Source organism: Paracoccus sanguinis (genome assembly GCF_012689545.1).
In the GTDB taxonomy this organism is placed as follows: domain Bacteria; phylum Pseudomonadota; class Alphaproteobacteria; order Rhodobacterales; family Rhodobacteraceae; genus Paracoccus; species Paracoccus panacisoli.
In genome coordinates this window covers 1226738-1241639 of sequence record NZ_CP051542.1, presented here as the reverse complement: position 1 = coordinate 1241639, position 14902 = coordinate 1226738, and the positions used below count along the sequence as shown (strand labels likewise).

16 protein-coding genes are annotated in these 14902 nt (G+C 71.6%); 4 read left to right on the top strand and 12 right to left on the bottom strand.

The window, feature by feature from the left end; genetic code table 11:
* Positions 1-61: 61 nt before the first annotated feature.
* From flhB to HGN31_RS05940, 8 genes are all read right to left on the bottom strand, one after another.
* Positions 62-1156 (bottom strand): flagellar type III secretion system protein FlhB, encoded by a 1095-nt coding sequence (gene flhB / locus HGN31_RS05975; RefSeq protein WP_168782636.1) that lies wholly within the window; start codon positions 1154-1156, stop codon positions 62-64.
* Positions 1153-1893, bottom strand: coding sequence for a flagellar biosynthetic protein FliR (locus HGN31_RS05970; RefSeq protein WP_168782635.1), 741 nt, complete (start codon positions 1891-1893; stop codon positions 1153-1155). The genes flhB and HGN31_RS05970 overlap by 4 nt, the downstream gene beginning before the upstream one ends.
* Positions 1890-3968: a flagellar biosynthesis protein FlhA gene (locus tag HGN31_RS05965; RefSeq protein ID WP_168782634.1), complete on the bottom strand. Its 2079-nt coding sequence runs from the start codon at positions 3966-3968 to the stop codon at positions 1890-1892. The genes HGN31_RS05970 and HGN31_RS05965 overlap by 4 nt, the downstream gene beginning before the upstream one ends.
* Positions 3965-4300: a hypothetical protein gene (locus HGN31_RS05960; protein WP_168782633.1), complete on the bottom strand. Its 336-nt coding sequence runs from the start codon at positions 4298-4300 to the stop codon at positions 3965-3967. The genes HGN31_RS05965 and HGN31_RS05960 overlap by 4 nt, the downstream gene beginning before the upstream one ends.
* Positions 4301-4668: 368 nt before the next feature.
* A complete protein-coding gene (motA, locus tag HGN31_RS05955) occupies positions 4669-5535 on the bottom strand; it encodes a flagellar motor stator protein MotA (protein WP_036704617.1) in 867 nt (288 codons plus the stop codon).
* A gap of 1 nt (position 5536) precedes the next feature.
* Positions 5537-6070, bottom strand: a complete 534-nt coding sequence (locus tag HGN31_RS05950) for a MotE family protein (protein ID WP_168782632.1) — start codon at positions 6068-6070, stop codon at positions 5537-5539.
* Complete coding sequence (locus HGN31_RS05945; RefSeq protein WP_244961148.1) at positions 6063-6404, bottom strand: hypothetical protein; 342 nt, start codon at positions 6402-6404, stop codon at positions 6063-6065. The genes HGN31_RS05950 and HGN31_RS05945 overlap by 8 nt, the downstream gene beginning before the upstream one ends.
* Positions 6401-6883 (bottom strand): flagellar basal body-associated FliL family protein, encoded by a 483-nt coding sequence (locus HGN31_RS05940; RefSeq protein ID WP_168782631.1) that lies wholly within the window; start codon positions 6881-6883, stop codon positions 6401-6403. Before HGN31_RS05940 ends, HGN31_RS05945 begins: the two co-directional genes overlap by 4 nt.
* Before the next feature lie 117 nt (positions 6884-7000).
* Between HGN31_RS05940 and fliF the strand changes: the two genes are divergently transcribed.
* The 4 genes from fliF (at position 7001) to fliP (ending at position 10605) form a co-directional block, all read left to right on the top strand.
* Entirely contained in the window at positions 7001-8596 is a 1596-nt protein-coding gene (fliF, locus tag HGN31_RS05935) for a flagellar basal-body MS-ring/collar protein FliF (RefSeq protein WP_168782630.1), read from the top strand.
* A gap of 2 nt (positions 8597-8598) precedes the next feature.
* Positions 8599-9156, top strand: coding sequence for a hypothetical protein (locus HGN31_RS05930; RefSeq protein WP_036736148.1), 558 nt, complete (start codon positions 8599-8601; stop codon positions 9154-9156).
* A gap of 1 nt (position 9157) precedes the next feature.
* Positions 9158-9409: a FliM/FliN family flagellar motor switch protein gene (locus HGN31_RS05925; protein ID WP_036704629.1), complete on the top strand. Its 252-nt coding sequence runs from the start codon at positions 9158-9160 to the stop codon at positions 9407-9409.
* 452 nt (positions 9410-9861) lie between these two features.
* On the top strand, positions 9862-10605 hold the full coding sequence (fliP, locus tag HGN31_RS05920; RefSeq protein WP_036736161.1) for a flagellar type III secretion system pore protein FliP: 744 nt from the start codon (positions 9862-9864) through the stop codon (positions 10603-10605).
* A gap of 418 nt (positions 10606-11023) precedes the next feature.
* Here fliP and HGN31_RS05915 read toward each other — a convergent pair whose 3' ends face one another.
* The 4 genes from HGN31_RS05915 to HGN31_RS05900 form a co-directional block, all read right to left on the bottom strand.
* A complete protein-coding gene (locus HGN31_RS05915; protein WP_168782629.1) occupies positions 11024-11983 on the bottom strand; it encodes an acetyl-CoA carboxylase carboxyltransferase subunit alpha in 960 nt (319 codons plus the stop codon).
* Positions 11984-12465: 482 nt separating this feature from the next.
* Positions 12466-13329, bottom strand: a complete 864-nt coding sequence (locus tag HGN31_RS05910; protein ID WP_168782628.1) for an SMP-30/gluconolactonase/LRE family protein — start codon at positions 13327-13329, stop codon at positions 12466-12468.
* A gap of 50 nt (positions 13330-13379) precedes the next feature.
* A complete protein-coding gene (locus tag HGN31_RS05905) occupies positions 13380-13982 on the bottom strand; it encodes a 2-dehydro-3-deoxy-6-phosphogalactonate aldolase (RefSeq protein ID WP_168782627.1) in 603 nt (200 codons plus the stop codon).
* Entirely contained in the window at positions 13979-14896 is a 918-nt protein-coding gene (locus tag HGN31_RS05900; RefSeq protein WP_211096371.1) for a 2-dehydro-3-deoxygalactonokinase, read from the bottom strand. Before HGN31_RS05900 ends, HGN31_RS05905 begins: the two co-directional genes overlap by 4 nt.
* Positions 14897-14902 lie beyond the last annotated feature (6 nt).

The following is a 14902-nucleotide window of genomic DNA, read 5'->3' as shown; positions in this document are numbered from 1 at the left end:
GAAACAACGCGCCGCCTACCAGCACCACCCCGCCCAATCACGCCACCGCCTCCCGTCCCGATCACGGCACACCTCCCTCGAGCACCCCGCCGTACCCCCGCCGCGCCTTGAGCCGCATGGCCTCGGCAAAGCGGATCGCCGCTGCCACCGGGCCGAACTGTTCCCGCGGCACCTCCTCGCCGATCTTCGTCGTGGCGTGCAGCGCGCGGGCGCAGGGGGGATCGGACCAGATCGGCACCTGATGGCTGCGGGCGCGCTCACGGATGCGGGCGGCCACCTCGTCCACTCCCTTGGCCAGGCATACCGGCGCCTTGCCGCTGCCCCGCTTCCATTCCAGCGCCACGGCGTAGTGCGTCGGGTTCACGATCACCACGTCGGCGCGCTCGACATCCGCCAGCATCGAGCCAAGCGCGAGGTCCACCGCCTTCTGTCGCCGCGCCGCCTTGAGATGCGGGTCGCCCTCGCTCTCCTTGTGCTCGTCCTCCATCTCCTTCCGGGTCATCCGGTTGCGCTGGCGGAAGTCGAGATGCTTCCAGACGATATCGATGGCGGCAAAGACGATCGCCACCGCCAGCGCCAGCATGAGCACCTGCCGGATCAGGACCGGCAGCGCGGCGATCCACGCCGCAGCGGTCGTCGCCGCCGCAGCGGCGATCAGCGATCCAAGCGTGACGAACAGCACCACCCCGCCTGCCGACACGGCCGCAAGCTTGCCCAGCGAGATCGCAAAGCCGACCAGCCCCGTGCGGCCGAATTTCTGGCCCGCATTGTGGAGGGGGTTTATCCGCTTGAGGTCGGGCGCCAGCCGCGACGGCGTGAACAGAAGTGCGCGCTGCAGCACCAGCCCCAGCACCACCAGCATCGCCGGCAGCAGGGCCGCCCCCAGGACGGCCCCCATCGACAGAAGCGCCGCCCCCCGGACGGCCGCCGCGGAGGTCTCGGGGCTCGCCGCGGCGGCGATCAGCTGCGACGCGCTGGCCATCCACGACGGCAGCAGCGCCGGGACGCCAACCACGAAGACCCCGAAAAAGCCAAGCCAGACGAGCGCCGTCGTGGCCTCGGTCGAGCGCGGCACGTCCCCCTTCTCACGCGCGCGGCGCAGCTTCTGCTCGCTCGGCTCATACTGCTTGTCGTCCTTGTCCGGGGTCTCGCTCATTGCGGCACCGGCAGCTGGATCGACAGCACGTCGCGGGCCCAGATCGCGAGGATGCCGGGGACCAGCAGCGCCATCGCCGCGAGCGCCAGCAGCACCGCGCCGGGCGCGGCCACGAAGACCACCGGCATCGCCGGCATGACCCGCGCGACGACGCCCGAGAGCATCTGGAACAGCAGCCCGCCGAGGATGAACGGAGACGCCAGAAGCATCGCCAGCACGAAGCCGTGGGTCACGAGGCCGAGAAAGCCGGGCCAGAGCGACCCGATCGCGGGCGGCGTGCCGGGGGGGAGAAGCGCGAAACTGTCGGCCAGCAGCTGGCAGATCAGCACCGGCAACCCCATCGCCATCAACACCGCAAGGCCCGCGAGATGCATGAGGTGTCCCATCGGGTGCGGCGGCATGTCCTCGGACACCCCCAGCATCGCCGACAGCGAGGCGCTCTGCGCGAGCGTGGTCGAGGCGATGTCGAGCGCCATGGCCACCACCCGGACCATGAGCCCCAGGGCCAGCCCGGTGACGATCTCGGCTGCCATGAGGGCCGCAAGCTCGGTTGGGGAGGCCGCCACCGGCGCCGGAACCGCGGCGAACAGCGGCGTGATGGCCATGGCGAGCGCCGCCCGCACCCTGACCGGAAGCAGTCTCTCACCGGTGCCGGGCATGGCCAGCAGAAAGGCTTGGACCCGCCCGTAGATCAGCAGGATCGGCAGAGCCCAGGCGGACAGGTCGATGCCGCTCATGTCTCGACCGTGCCGACCAGTCTCACCCGCGCCTGCGGGTCCACCTCGTCGAAGCCCAGCACCGGCCAGCCGAGGCCTGCCGCGGCCACCATCGCCCGCACCATCCGTCGCCTGTGGTCGGGCACGACCAGCGCCGGCTGACCGTCGGGCGTGAGACCGCCGGCCGTCAGGCGCAGCTTTTCGGTCATGCGCTGCATGAGCGGCGCCGTCAGCAGCCCGGCCCCGCGGCCGGTTTCGGCCTCGGCGCGCAGGAACTCGGCCTCCCACCCCGGCTGAAGCTGGACCACGTCGAGCCGCCCGTCGGGGTCGCAGAGCGCCTCGGTGATCTGCCCGCGCAGGCGGCGGCGGACGAACTCGGCGGCGACCTCGGGGTCGGGGCTGCGGGATTCGTGAATGGCCTCGATGATCAGACCGAGGTTGCGGATCGAGACGCGGTCCTCGAGCAGGATCCGCAGCACCGCCAGCAACTGCTCGGGCGCGACCTTGTCGGGCACGAGATTGTCGAACACGCGCTGGTAGGACTGGGCGCGGCCTTCGTCGCTGAGGCCGCGCAACTCCTGCATCAGCCGCTGCAGCGAGCCGAGCGTCAGCAGCGCGGGCAGCTGCGACTTCACCGTCTCCATCAGATGGGTCGAGAGCACCTCCATCGGGGTCACGACGCTCGCCCCGGCGATCGAGGCCTCGTCCTGGTGCGCGGGCGTGATCCAGCGGGCCGGGCTGTCGTAGACCGGCTCGCGCGTCGGCTCTCCGGGGATGTCGGCGAGGATGTCCTCGCCGCCGAGCGCGAGGACGAGATTGGCGTTGAGCCGCCCGCGCGCCCGGATGACCCCGTGGACGCGGATGACGTAGTCGCCGCCCGGCAGCCCGACCGCGTCGGTGATCCGGACCTCGGGCAGGATCACGCCGTAGCTGCGGGCGATGTGGATGCGCAGGTTGTTGATGCGCCCGCCGAGGCCCCGGGTCGGATCGAGCGCCGCGGCGATCAGGTCGGCCCCGATCTCGACGCAGATCTCGTCGGTGTCGATGACATCCCCGATCCGCGGCCGGGTATCGGCGGGCAGGGCAGGGGCCGCGGCAGCCTCGGGCGGGGGCGGCGGGCGGGTGGCGTTGCGCCAGGCGAACCAGCCCGAGATGCCCGCGATGGCCAGGAAGACCAGCGTCGGCATCCCCGGCACGAAACCCAGCACCCCCATGCCCATCGCCACCAACGCCGGCGCGTGCCAGCCTTGGGTGAACTGGTGCGACAGCAGGTCGGCGGTGGAATCGGTCGAGCCGCCGCGCGACAGGAGCAGCGCCGCCGCCATCGAGGTGATCAGCGCCGGCACCTGGCTGACCAGCCCGTCGCCGATGGTGAGCTGGGAGTAGGTCGCCAGCGCTTCGGAAATCGGCACCCCGTGCGAGACGACCCCCACCGCCAGCCCGACGAAGAAGTTGACCGCCGTGATCACCAGGCCCGCGACCGCGTCGCCCTTGACGAACTTGGAGGCGCCGTCGAGCGAGCCGTAGAAGCTGATCTCGCGCTGGTCCTGCAGCCGGCGGCGCTTGGCCTCGTCATGGGTGATGGCGCCCGAGTTCAGGTCGCCGTCGATGGCCAGCTGCTTGCCGGGCAGTGAATCGAGTGCAAAGCGCGCCGACACCTCGGCCATCCGCCCCGAGCCCTTGGTGATGACCATGAAGTTGACGATCGAGATCACCGCAAAGACGGTGATGCCGACCATCAGCGAGCCGCCGGCGACGAATTCGGAGAAGCCGCTGATGACATCGCCCGCGGCATCCGGGCCGGTGTGGCCTTCGGTCAGGATGAGGCGCGTCGACGAGACGTTCAGCGACAGGCGGATCAGCAGCGAGATGAGCAGCATCACCGGGAAGGCCTGGAAGTCGGTGGGCCGGGTCACCACGCTGGCCATGACGAGGATCAGCGTGGCCGTGGCGATCGACAGCGCGATGCCCACGTCGAGCAGCGCGGCCGGGATCGGAATGACCATCGACATGACGACGAGGACCAGCGCGCCGGTGATGACGAGCGGCTTTCCGGAGGCGCCGATCCGGCCGCTTACGGCGGAAACGGCGCTCATCGTGTCGCCTCGGAGGTGACGGCCGTCGCCTGGGGCACCGGTGCCGGTTCGGCGGCCGCGGGGATGGCGGGGTCCATCACCCAGTCGATCGGCATCTCGACCGTAGTGAGGAAACCCATGCGGCGGAGATGCACGATGACCAGTAGCCGGTCGGCGGGTGGTAGGCTCTTGAGGGTGACAGGATAGTCGCGCGGCAGCTCGTTGCCGGCGATCAGCCGGTTGGTGGCGTCGTCGATGAAGCGCTGGGCCTCGGCGGACAGCAGCCTCTCGGTTGGCGCGGGGCTCTGGAGCGGGGAAAGCTGCTCGGCGGGGGTTGAGACCGAGGCACCCACGGCGGGCGGCGAGGTTGTCGCAGACTCGGCGTGAGCGGCGCCCGATGCGACTGCAGTCAGGGCGACGATTGCAGGCAAGAGAGCCGCAGCAGCCCTTGGGATCAGCGAAACCCCATGCGGGAGATGACCAGCAGCTAGGCGGAACCCGGCGCAGTTCGCGACGATCCTAGCAGGGAAGCTGACGACGACCAGAAGAGTTGGCCTGCCCAACAGCGCGGCGCGAAGATCGTGCAAGCTTAGCCCGCCCAACCGGACAGGGTGCCGCCGATCCGTGTCCATCGCCACCATCCCCGCCAGATGCCGAACACCCCGGCCCGTCCAGGCCCGCCGCCCGACCCTCCGCGCGCCGGATCGCACCTGCCCGCCCATCACGCCGCCTTCTTCATGTCGCGCAGCGCCGTCTCGACGTCGACGAAGCTCGGGCGAAGATGCTCGGGCGCCGCCTGTCGGCCGACCTCGACGCAGAGGTTGGTGGCGTGGTGGTGCAGCCCCGCGATCAGCACCGACTTGATGACGTCGTAGAACGCGAGGTCCTGCTTCATCACTGCGCCGAGCCGCTGGGCCAGCGGCGCGACGAGGCCATAGGCGAGGAACACCCCGAGGAACGTCCCGACCAGCGCCCCGCCGATCATCCCGCCCAGCACCTCGGGCGGCTGGTCGATCGAGGCCATCGTCTTGATCACCCCCAGCACCGCCGCCACGATCCCCAGCGCCGGCAGCGCGTCGGCCATGTTCTGCAGCGCGTGGGGGACGTGCATCGCCTCTTCCTTCATCAGGTTGATGCGCCGCGTCAGCATGTCCTCGACCTGGTAGGGGTCGTCGTAGTTCAGGCTGGCCGAGCGCAGCGTGTCGGTGATGAGCGTCACGGCGTTCTCGTCGTTCAGCACCGCCGGGTAGGCCTGGAAGATCGACGAACTGTGCGGGTTCTCGACGTGCTCCTCGAGCTCGACCGGGTTGGCGCGGGCGAGCTTGAGCAGCTGGAACAGCAGGCAGAGGACCTGGGTGTTGTCGCTCTCGTGCCAGCGCGGCCCCTTGAAGGCGCGCAGGATGCCCGGAACCGTGTGCTTGAGCACCGCGCCGTCGTTCGACAGCAGATAGGACCCGATCGCCGCCCCGCCGATCATCATCATCTCGTAGGGCAGCGAGTGGGTGATGACGGCCATCTTGCCGCCGGCCATGACATAGCCGCCGAAGACCATGGCGAAGGTGAGGACGATCCCGATGATGGCGAACACGTCAGCCTCCTGTCGGGCGGCGGGCGCCCATGTGGGCGGTCAGCACGGCGGCCTGACCGGGGTCGATGCGGGCGATGATGCGGGCGCCGGTCTCGGGCTGGACGCGCATCAGGATCTCGGCGGCGAAATCGGGGGGCAGGGCCGCAAGGATGGTCGCGGCCTCGGCCGGCTTCATCGCGTCATAGACCGCGATCAGCCGCTCGATCCCCGCCGCGGTGCCATCGGCGCGGGCGCCGCGCGCGTCGGTCAGCGCCGCCTTGGCGGCCTTGAGCGCATCGAGCCGGGTCTTGATCCGCGCCTCGGCGGCGGCAAGCTCCTGCTTGCGGCGGTCGAGGTCGGCGAGCGCGCGGTCCACGGCGATGCCGCGCTGGCGCAGCCGGTCGGCCAGCGCCATCGCCTCGGGGACGTCGGTGCACCCGTCGAGCAGCGCCGCCGGCGCCGCCTGCGCGGTCAGGGGCCCGAGCCAGGACTGACCGGCCAGGGCCGCGAGCCCGGCGAGCGAGAGGCCCGCGGCCCAGAGGACGGGGCTAGACATCCTTCACCTCGACCGGACGGCGGCGGCGCAGGGTGCGGCGCGGCTCGGCCCCCGGGGGCAGGAACTGGCGCTGCAGCGCCCAGTAGGCGCGCTCGGACCGCGCCTTCTCGATCTCGCGCGCGAGCCCGTCGCTGGCGGTCGTGGCGCCCGAGCGGGCGGCGGCGAGCGCCGCCTCGAGCCGGGCGATCTCGGCCGCCATCACGGCGATGGCCCCGCCGAGCCCGGTCTCGAGGTCGTTGAGCTTGCGCAGCCGGCGCGACAGCTCCCAGCAGAAGCCGGCGAGCACCAGCCCGGCGGCCACCAGCGCCGCCTGCAGGGCAAGAGCGAGTGTCATTGGATCCTGAACTCCGTGATCAGAAGGTCGCGGACGGCGGCATCGCCCAGCACGAAGCGGGTGCGGGTCGCCAGCTCGGCGCGGATGATTTCGAGGATGCCGCGGCGGCTAAAGGCGGCGGCGTCGATGCGCGACAGGAACTCGTTAAAACTGTCGGTGATCCGCGGCATCAGCGCCTCGGCCTGGGCGCGGCCTTCGGGCGGCACCTCGATCATGACCGTGAGCGCTAGGGTCTGGGTGCGTTCCCCCGGCACGGTAAGGATGATTCGCGGCACGTCGACGAAGGTGACCGCAGGCGTCACCGCCACCGCCTCGGGGGGCGGGTCGCCCTCGCCAATCAGCCCCATCGGCGACCACAACCCCATGTAGGTGCTGGCAAAACCCGCCCCCAGCGCCAGCAGCGGCACGGCCAGCGGCAGCATCCGGCGCAACCGCGACCGCGGCGGATCGACTGGGGTGGGCAGGGCGATGTCGGTCATCTGATTCTCCGTCCTTGCCGGATCGGTCTAACAGCAGCCCACTAACCGAATCTTAATCCGCGCCGTGCCATCACCCTCCCTGTCGAGCCGAGAACGATTCGAGACACCGGGGGACGGATGCAGAAGCTGGCCGAATACTGGAGCGAGCGGTCCATCAGCCAGAAGGCGCTGATCGCGGCCGCCTTTGTGCTGACCTTTCTGGCCGTCGCGGGCTTCGCCTGGGTAGCGAACCGCCCGTCGATGGCGCTGCTCTATGCCGGGCTCGACCCGGCGCGGGCGGGCGAGGTCATGGCCGAGCTCGACAAGACCGGCGTCCCCTCCGAGATCCGCGGCGACGCGATCTGGGTTGAATCAGGCGAGCGCGACCGGCTGCGGATGGTCATGGCGGGCCTCGGGCTGCCCTCGGCGGGGGGCGCGGGCTACGAGATCCTGGACGGGATGTCGGGCTTCGGCACCACCTCGCAGATGTTCGACGCCGCCTACTGGCGCGCGAAAGAGGGTGAGCTGGCCCGCACCATCCTCGCCGTGCCCGGGGTCAAGGCCGCGCGCGTCCACATCGCTGTGCCCGCCACCCGCGGCTACCGGCGCGAATCGGGCGGCGCGGCTTCGGTCACCGTGACGATGGCCAGCGGCACGCTCGACAGCCGGCAGGCGCGGTCGCTGCAATACCTCGTGGCCTCGGGCGTGCCGGGCCTCGACCCCGAGAAGGTCAAGGTGATCGACAGCGCCCGCGGCATCGTCTCGACCGGCGAGGAGACCGTGGCCGCCGACCGCGCCGCCGAGATGAAGCGCAACGTCGAGCGCATCCTCGAGCCGCATGTCGGCCCCGGCAACGCCATCGTCGAGTTGAACCTCGACCTGGTGACCGAGACCGAGCAGCTCTCCGAGCAGAAATTCGATCCGAACGCCCGGGCGCTGGTTTCGCAGGAGAACGAAGAGACGACGGATCAGTCGTCGAACGCCGACAAAGGGGCGGTGACGGCGTCCTCGAACCTGCCCGAGGGCACCGGCAGCCAGGGCGAGCAGAGCAAGTCCGCGAGCTCCGAGACCCGGCAGCGGCAGAACTACGAGGTGAGCAAACTGACCCGCGAGGTGGTGCGCCAGCCGGGCGCGACGCGGCGGATGACGGTGGCAGTGCTGGTGAACGGCACGGTCCAGACCGCGGCGGACGGGACGCAGAGCATCGTGCCGCGCGCCGAACCCGAGCTCGAGGCGCTGCGCGAGCTGGTCGCCTCGGCGGTTGGCTTCGACGAGGCGCGGGGCGACGTGATCACCGTCAAGTCGCTGCCCTTCTCGGCGGTGGGGGGCGAGGGGACCGCGGCCGAGGCGGGCGGGCTTCTGAGCCGGCTTGCGCTGAACGATCTGGCGCGGCTCGCGATCATCGGGTTCTTCGCGCTGGCGCTCGCCTTCGTGGTGATGCGCCCGGTCCTGCGGGCCCGCGCCGCGGCCGCCCTGCCGGCGCCGGCGCTGGACAGCTCGGGGCCGGCGATGCCCGAGTTGCTCGCCCCGGCCGCGTTAAGCCCGCGCGAGGTCGAGCCGTCCGACGGCGCGCTGGCCCTGCCCAACCTGGCCCTCAACGTGCCTGATTTCGAATTCACCCCGGCCGGCACGGTGGCCGACCCCGTGGCGCGGCTGCGCGACCTGATGCGCGAGCGGCAGGATGAAAGCCTGCGGCTGCTCTCGGGCTGGATCGGCGCGCGGGAGGAGGCGTGATCATGGGCGCCGTCCTGCAACTCGAGCGGTTCGACGTGGCCCCCGCGTCCGCGGCCCCGGAGCTCTACGGCCCGGCCGAGTTGGCCGCTGCCTATGCCCGCGGCCGGGCCGACGGCGAGGCTGCTGCGCGCACGGCCGAAAGCGACGCCCTGCGCGCGGCCCTCTCTGACGCCGTCGCGGCGATGGCCGCGGGGGATGCCCGGCGCCGCGAGGAGGGTCGGGCCGCCGGGGCGGCTCTCGCCCCGCTGGTGCGGGCCCTGGTGGACGGCGTGCTGCCGGCACTGGCGCGCGCCCGGCTCGAGGCGGCGCTGCTCGACGAACTCCTCCGGCTTGCCGAGACGGTCACGCCGCTCGAACTGCGCCTCTGCTGCGGGGCGGACCTCGAGCCGTTCGTGTCCGCAAGCCTGACCGCGGCGGGCATCGCGGCGGTCGAGATCGACACCACCGGCCCCGCGGGGACGGTCACGGCCGAGGTTCTGGGCGGCGTCATCGCCTGGGACGAGGCGGCGGTCGCGGCGCAGCTGCGCGGCATCGTTCAGGACATCATGGAAGCGAACTGACATGGACGTGGAACCCGGCCTCATCCCCACCCATCACATTCAGGTCGAGATCAGCATCCGGCTTGGCCGGACCCGCCTCTCGGTCGCCGAATTGGCCCGGCTTCAGCCGGACGATGTGCTGCCTCTGGACCAGGACGCCCTCGACGGCGTCGAGATCTGCATCGGCGACCGGGTGGTGGCCCGGGGCGAACTGGTGGAGGAGGGCGACGACGGACGGCTGTCGGTGCGGATCGTCGGACCGGCGGCGCCATGAGCTGCGGCAGAGCAGGGCGACGGCTGGGCGAGCCGCCGCAGGGCTGGCGAGGACATTCCCGGCGGGGTGGCGTGGCGGTGTCGGAGGGGGTGGTCGGTCTGCGGGTGCGGCTGGGACACCATCGCAGCGGCCGGATCAGCGCGGCGAGCGGTGTCCTAAGCGCTTCTCAGTACTCAAAATTGCTGGCGACGCTGGTGTGGTCCGCAGTTTCGGTGTTCTCAGCCCTCTCGGTGCACTTCGTTGTCCCGATCCTTTCCGGCGGATCCCCGTCGCAGACCGGGGTTTCGCGCTGTCGGGAACCCGCGTTGTCGGCGGGCGATCCCAGCCAAGGCCTTTTCCCATGCTGCATAGTTGAGTTCAGTCACCCCCTGTGGCGCATGGCGATCTGTCTGCACACCCGTGTGTTCGGATCAGTTTCGGCCTCCCGCTGCGCCTCACAATTCGCCGCGGCCATCGCAGCACTTCTGATCGGTCTCGCGCTGACCGGCCCGGCTGCGGCGCAGGACCTCCCGGGCTTCAGCGCAGGGGGCGAGGCGCTGGGCGGGCTCGGCCGGAATGCGATCCTGCTGGTGGGCGGGCTTACGCTGCTGTCTTTGGCGCCGGGGCTCGCGATCATGGTGACTTGCTTCCCGTTCGTGGTCACCGTGCTGTCGATCCTGCGCCAGTCGATCGGGCTGCAGCAGTCTCCGCCGAACATGCTGATCGTGAGCCTCGCCATCTTCCTCAGCTGGTATGTCATGGACCCGGTGCTGCGCGACGCCTGGCAGGTCGCGGGCGCCCCCCTCCAGCGGGGCGAGATCACCCTCCCCGTCGCATTCGAGCGCGGGGTCGAGCCGTTCCGACGGTTCATGGCAGAGCGCATCGATCCCGACACCATGGCGGCCCTCGCCGACGTGGCACCGACCCCCGCGGGCGCCGCGCCTGTGACTGACGACCCCCAGACGGCGCCGCTGTCGCTGATTGTGCCGTCGTTCATGCTGTCCGAGATCCAGAAGGCGTTTGCCATCGGGTTCCTCGTGTCGCTGCCGTTCCTGATCATCGACCTGGTGGTGTCGGCGATCCTCATGTCGATGGGCATGATGATGGTGCCGCCGACCGTGGTCGCGCTGCCCTTCAAGCTCGCATTCTTCGTGGCGGTCGACGGCTGGGGGCTCCTCGCGTCCGCGTTGGTGCGAGGATATCAGGGGGGAGGATAGTGGCTTCCGGTCGGTGGGAGCGCGATGGCCAGCGCGGATGGAGCGGTTAGCAAAGGCTGACGCTGAGCGTGGGACGTCTGTTTCGCCGAAGGTGCCAGCTTTGCGTGAGGTGTAAGTTTCGCCTGAGAAGTCAGGTGTCAAACCTCCCCCGCCGGTGCGTAAGGCTGCTTCGCGCATGAAGCGACGAGCGCGTTTCGCGAGCAGGTGCGAACGCATCGCGCGGAAACGTAAGAACGCTTCCCTTGCACAAGGAAGAGCGCTTTAGCCGAGCAGGTGAAAGCGCCCCGGCCAAGCACATATGACCGCTTCGGCCGATCAGGCATGGACGCGTCGCGGGGTTCCACTGAACCCTTGTCGGGAGCCAGCGCCAAGGCTTCGGCGGGACCAGTGCGGCCCGACCCCCGCCCCACTCAAGCGCTCAGGCCGCGAGACCCTTTGCACCCATCTCCACGTATTTCCGGCGCCGGGCGCGCAGAAGCTCGGCGGGTTTGCGGCCGGAGAGTTCCTTGAGAAACCGGGCGATCTCGTCGCCGACCCGGGCGACGGCCTCGGCGGGGGCGCGCTGGGCGCCGCCGACCGGCTCGGGGATGATCGCGTCCACGACGCCCAGCCGGGTCAGGTCCTGCGCGGTCAGGCGCAACGCCTCGGCGGCCTCGCGCATCTTCTCGGCGTCCTTCCACAGGATCGAGGCGCAGCCCTCGGGCGAGATCACCGAGTAGATCGAGTGCTCGAGCATCGCCACCCGGTCCGCCGTCGCAAACGCCACTGCCCCGCCCGAGCCACCCTCGCCGATGATAACGCTGACCAGCGGCACCCCGATCTGCAGGCACTTCTCGGTCGAGCGGGCGATCGCCTCGGACTGGCCGCGCTCTTCGGCGCCCTTGCCGGGATAGGCGCCGGGGGTGTCCACCAGCGTCACCACCGGCAGCCCGAAGCGGTCGGCCATGTCCATCAGACGGATCGCCTTGCGGTACCCCTCGGGCCGGGCCATGCCGAAGTTGCGGTGGATGCGCGACTTGGTGTCGTTGCCCTTTTCATGCCCGATCACCACCACCGGCTGGTCGCGGAAGCGTGCGAGGCCGCCCATGACCGCGTGGTCGTCGCCGAAGGTCCGGTCGCCGGCCAGCGGCGTCCACTCGGAAAACAGCGCGTTGATGTAGTCGATGCAGTGCGGCCGGTCGGGGTGGCGCGCGACCAGCGTCTTCCGCCACGGATCAAGGTTGCGGTAGAGGTCGCGCAGCAGGTCCTCGGCCTTGCGGTCGAGCGCGGCGGCCTCCTTTTCCAGATCGACGCCCTCGCCCTTGCGGGCCAGCACCCGCAACTCCTCGGCCTTGCCCTCGAGATCGGCGAGGGGCTTTTCAAACTCGAGATAGGTCATGGACGGCCTTTCCGCTGTTCGCCGGATATATGATCCGCCGCCCGGTGGATTGCAACGCGGGCGGGGAGGGGGCACCGGCGCGGGGCCGGCAGCCAGCGTCGGCCGGCACGGCGGGTGACGCGCCGGCGCCCATGCTACCGCGGAACCGCGGCGCCGCTGGGATGAGTGACACTGGCAGAGGCGGGCACGCTGCTCACGGTGCATCGGCTCTGGTTCACTCATATCAGCCGACAGCGTCGGTATGGAAAGCGTCGGCATGGGCACCTGAGCCTCCCCTGCGCTTTGCCGATCTGCACGAGGCTTCGCCGCGTCCCAGCGGGAGGAGCCTTCGCCGCACTTCCCGTTCCCCGTGCTATAAGGCGCTACCGGACCGCTCCGGGAAATGGACCATTAAACAGGCGCGACTGCGGGGGGCGGCAGAACGCAACGCCATGCGAACCGGATGGCCTCGCTCCCCCGCCGCCCAGCCCCGTCCCCCCGGCTCAGCCCTTGTCCACCCGCACCCGCGGCGCCGGAAGCCCACGCGCCGTGGACTGCACGACGAAGCAGCACCCGGCCTGCGGGTCGGCGGCGCGGGCGGCGGCGTCCAGCCCCTCCCACGCCGAGGTGGCCATCAGCGCGCCGAGGTCGGGGCCGCCGAAGGCCGGGCAGCTCACCTGCCGCGCGGGCACGGGGACCGAGCCGACGCGCCGCCCCTCGGGGTCGAAGGCGTCGATCCGCCCCGCCCCCCAGAGCGCGATCCACACCCGCCCCTCGGCGTCCGTCACCGCCCCGTCCGGGTTCAGCCCCTCGGGCCCGAGGTCCAGGAACACCCGGTGCGGCCCCGCGGGCCAGCCCGCCGCGTCGAGCGGCTGGACCCAGACCACCTGCGCCGCGGTGTCGGCGAAATAGGCAAGCCGCCGCCCCTCGTCGAAGCAGATCGCGTTCGGGATGGTGATGTTGCGATAAAGATGGCGCAGCGTGCCGCGGTGCCAGCGCCAGATGCCGCCCGCGCCCGGCTCGGCCGACTTGCCCATCGTCGAGTGCCAGAACCCGCCCCACGGGTCGGCGCGCCCGTCGTTCGAGCGCAGCCCGGACGCGTCGGCGGCGATCGCCGTGAGCGGCTCGCGCAGCCCGCGGTCGAGGTCGAAGAGCCAGAGCCCGCTCTCGGACGACAGCACCACCAGCCCGCCGCCGACCCAGCCCATCGCCGAGGTCAGCTCGGGCATCTCCCACTCGGTGCGGCCGGCGGGGCCGCGCTCGTAGAGGCGGCGTCCGAGGATGTCGAACCAGAAGAAGCTCTGCCGCTCGGGGTGCCAGAGGGCGCCCTCGCCGAGTTCGCAGCGCGTTTCGTCGAAAATCTGCATGGAAGGCTCCGTAAGGGTCCGGTGAGGGTCCGGTCGGGGTCGCGGCGGGGTCAGCCGCTGGCGTCCCAGGCGGCGGCGATCTCGGCCGCGGCGCGGGCGGTGGCCTCGACCGGCTGGCCGGGGCGGTAGAGGGCGGTGCCGATGCCGAAGCCCGCGGCCCCCGCGCGGCGCCACGCGGCGAAGTTGGCAGGGCCCGCGCCGCCCACGGCGTAGACCGGCAGCTCGGGCGGCAGCACCGCGCGCAGCGCCGACAGCCCGGCCGGGCCGATCAGCGACGCGGGAAAGAGCTTCAGCCCGGTCGCGCCGGCGGCGTGGGCGGCGAAGCACTCGGTCGGCGTCATCACCCCCGGCCAACTCTCCATCCCGGCGGCGCGGGTGGCGGCGATCACCGCCGGGTCGGCGTTGGGCGAGACGACCAGATGCGCGCCCATCCCGGCGAGGCGCTCGACCTGCGCCGGGGTCAGCACCGTGCCGGCCCCGATCCGCGCCTGCGCGCCGAAGCGGGCCAGCAGCCGGGCGATGCTGTCCCACGGGTCGGGCGAGTTCAGCGGTATCTCGAGCGTGGTGATCCCGGCCGCCATCAGGGCCGCGGCATGGGCCTCCGCCTCCGGCGGCGCGATGCCGCGCAGGATGGCGATGAGGGGGCGGGTCATGGGGCACCTGTGGCGGCGGGGGGCGGGGCGAGGCTGCGGGCGCGGGCGAGCCCGGCGAGCGTCGCCGCCTCGGCCGGCGCGCGCCGCGCGGCCACGCCCTGCGCGGCGAGCCCGCGGGCGTAGAGCGCGGCGAGGCGTCCCTCGCCCACGATCACCACGTCGCGGCCGAGCCACCACGGCTTCGCCGCGGCGAGTTCGGCGCCGATCAGCAGCCCCGACAGCCGGGCGCGGGCGGTGTCGGGCGCGAGGCCGGACAGCAGCCCCTCGGCGCGCAGCCCGAACAGCCGCGCGGTCAGCGCCTCGGGCCGGGCCATGCCCTCGGCGAGGCCCGCGTCGAACCCGGCCTCGTCCCAGCCGTCGCCCATCCCGTGGCGCAGCACCGAGTGGCCGGCGAGCAACGCGAACAGCTCTCCGGTCAAAAAGCTGCGGAAGCTGACCACCTCGCCCGCCGAGACCTCGGCCCATTTGCTGTGGGTGCCGGGCAGGCAGACCACCCCGTCCCAGTTCGGCGCGGCGGCGAGGACGCCGGCGATCTGCGTTTCCTCCCCGCGCATCACGTCCGCCGCGGGGCGGGTCTGCGAGAGGCCGGGGACGATGGCGACGCTGAGCCGCGGGTCGGAGACGGGGGCCGGGGTCAGCGGCGGGCCGACGGGCGGGCAGGGGAGGGGGCGATAGGCGGCCTCGACCCAGCCCTGCCTCGCGCCGACCATGCCGCAGGCGATCACGTCGGTGGCACGGCCGGGGGTGAGCCAGTCGTCGATCAGGGCCAGCAGCGCCGGCTCGAACCCCGCGGGGGCCAGGCCGCCCATGCCCGCGTCGCTCTCGCGCCGGTCGAGGATGGCGCCGTCCGCGCCCATCGCCCAGACCCGCAGCCGCGAGGTGCCCCAATCGGCGGCGATCCAGTCGGGCGCGATCAAGTC

Bases quoted from the DNA above. Each gene is read 5' to 3' on its own strand.
- flhB (WP_168782636.1), bottom strand. From the start codon at position 1,156: ATGAGCGAGACCCCGGACAAGGACGACAAGCAGTATGAGCCGAGCGAG.
- HGN31_RS05970 (WP_168782635.1), bottom strand. From the start codon at position 1,893: ATGAGCGGCATCGACCTGTCCGCCTGGGCTCTGCCGATCCTGCTGATC.
- HGN31_RS05965 (WP_168782634.1), bottom strand. From the start codon at position 3,968: ATGAGCGCCGTTTCCGCCGTAAGCGGCCGGATCGGCGCCTCCGGAAAG.
- HGN31_RS05950 (WP_168782632.1), bottom strand. From the start codon at position 6,070: ATGTCTAGCCCCGTCCTCTGGGCCGCGGGCCTCTCGCTCGCCGGGCTC.
- HGN31_RS05945 (WP_244961148.1), bottom strand. From the start codon at position 6,404: ATGACACTCGCTCTTGCCCTGCAGGCGGCGCTGGTGGCCGCCGGGCTG.
- HGN31_RS05940 (WP_168782631.1), bottom strand. From the start codon at position 6,883: ATGACCGACATCGCCCTGCCCACCCCAGTCGATCCGCCGCGGTCGCGG.
- fliF (WP_168782630.1), top strand. From the start codon at position 7,001: ATGCAGAAGCTGGCCGAATACTGGAGCGAGCGGTCCATCAGCCAGAAG.
- HGN31_RS05930 (WP_036736148.1), top strand. From the start codon at position 8,599: ATGGGCGCCGTCCTGCAACTCGAGCGGTTCGACGTGGCCCCCGCGTCC.
- HGN31_RS05925 (WP_036704629.1), top strand. From the start codon at position 9,158: ATGGACGTGGAACCCGGCCTCATCCCCACCCATCACATTCAGGTCGAG.
- HGN31_RS05915 (WP_168782629.1), bottom strand. From the start codon at position 11,983: ATGACCTATCTCGAGTTTGAAAAGCCCCTCGCCGATCTCGAGGGCAAG.
- HGN31_RS05910 (WP_168782628.1), bottom strand. From the start codon at position 13,329: ATGCAGATTTTCGACGAAACGCGCTGCGAACTCGGCGAGGGCGCCCTC.
- HGN31_RS05905 (WP_168782627.1), bottom strand. From the start codon at position 13,982: ATGACCCGCCCCCTCATCGCCATCCTGCGCGGCATCGCGCCGCCGGAG.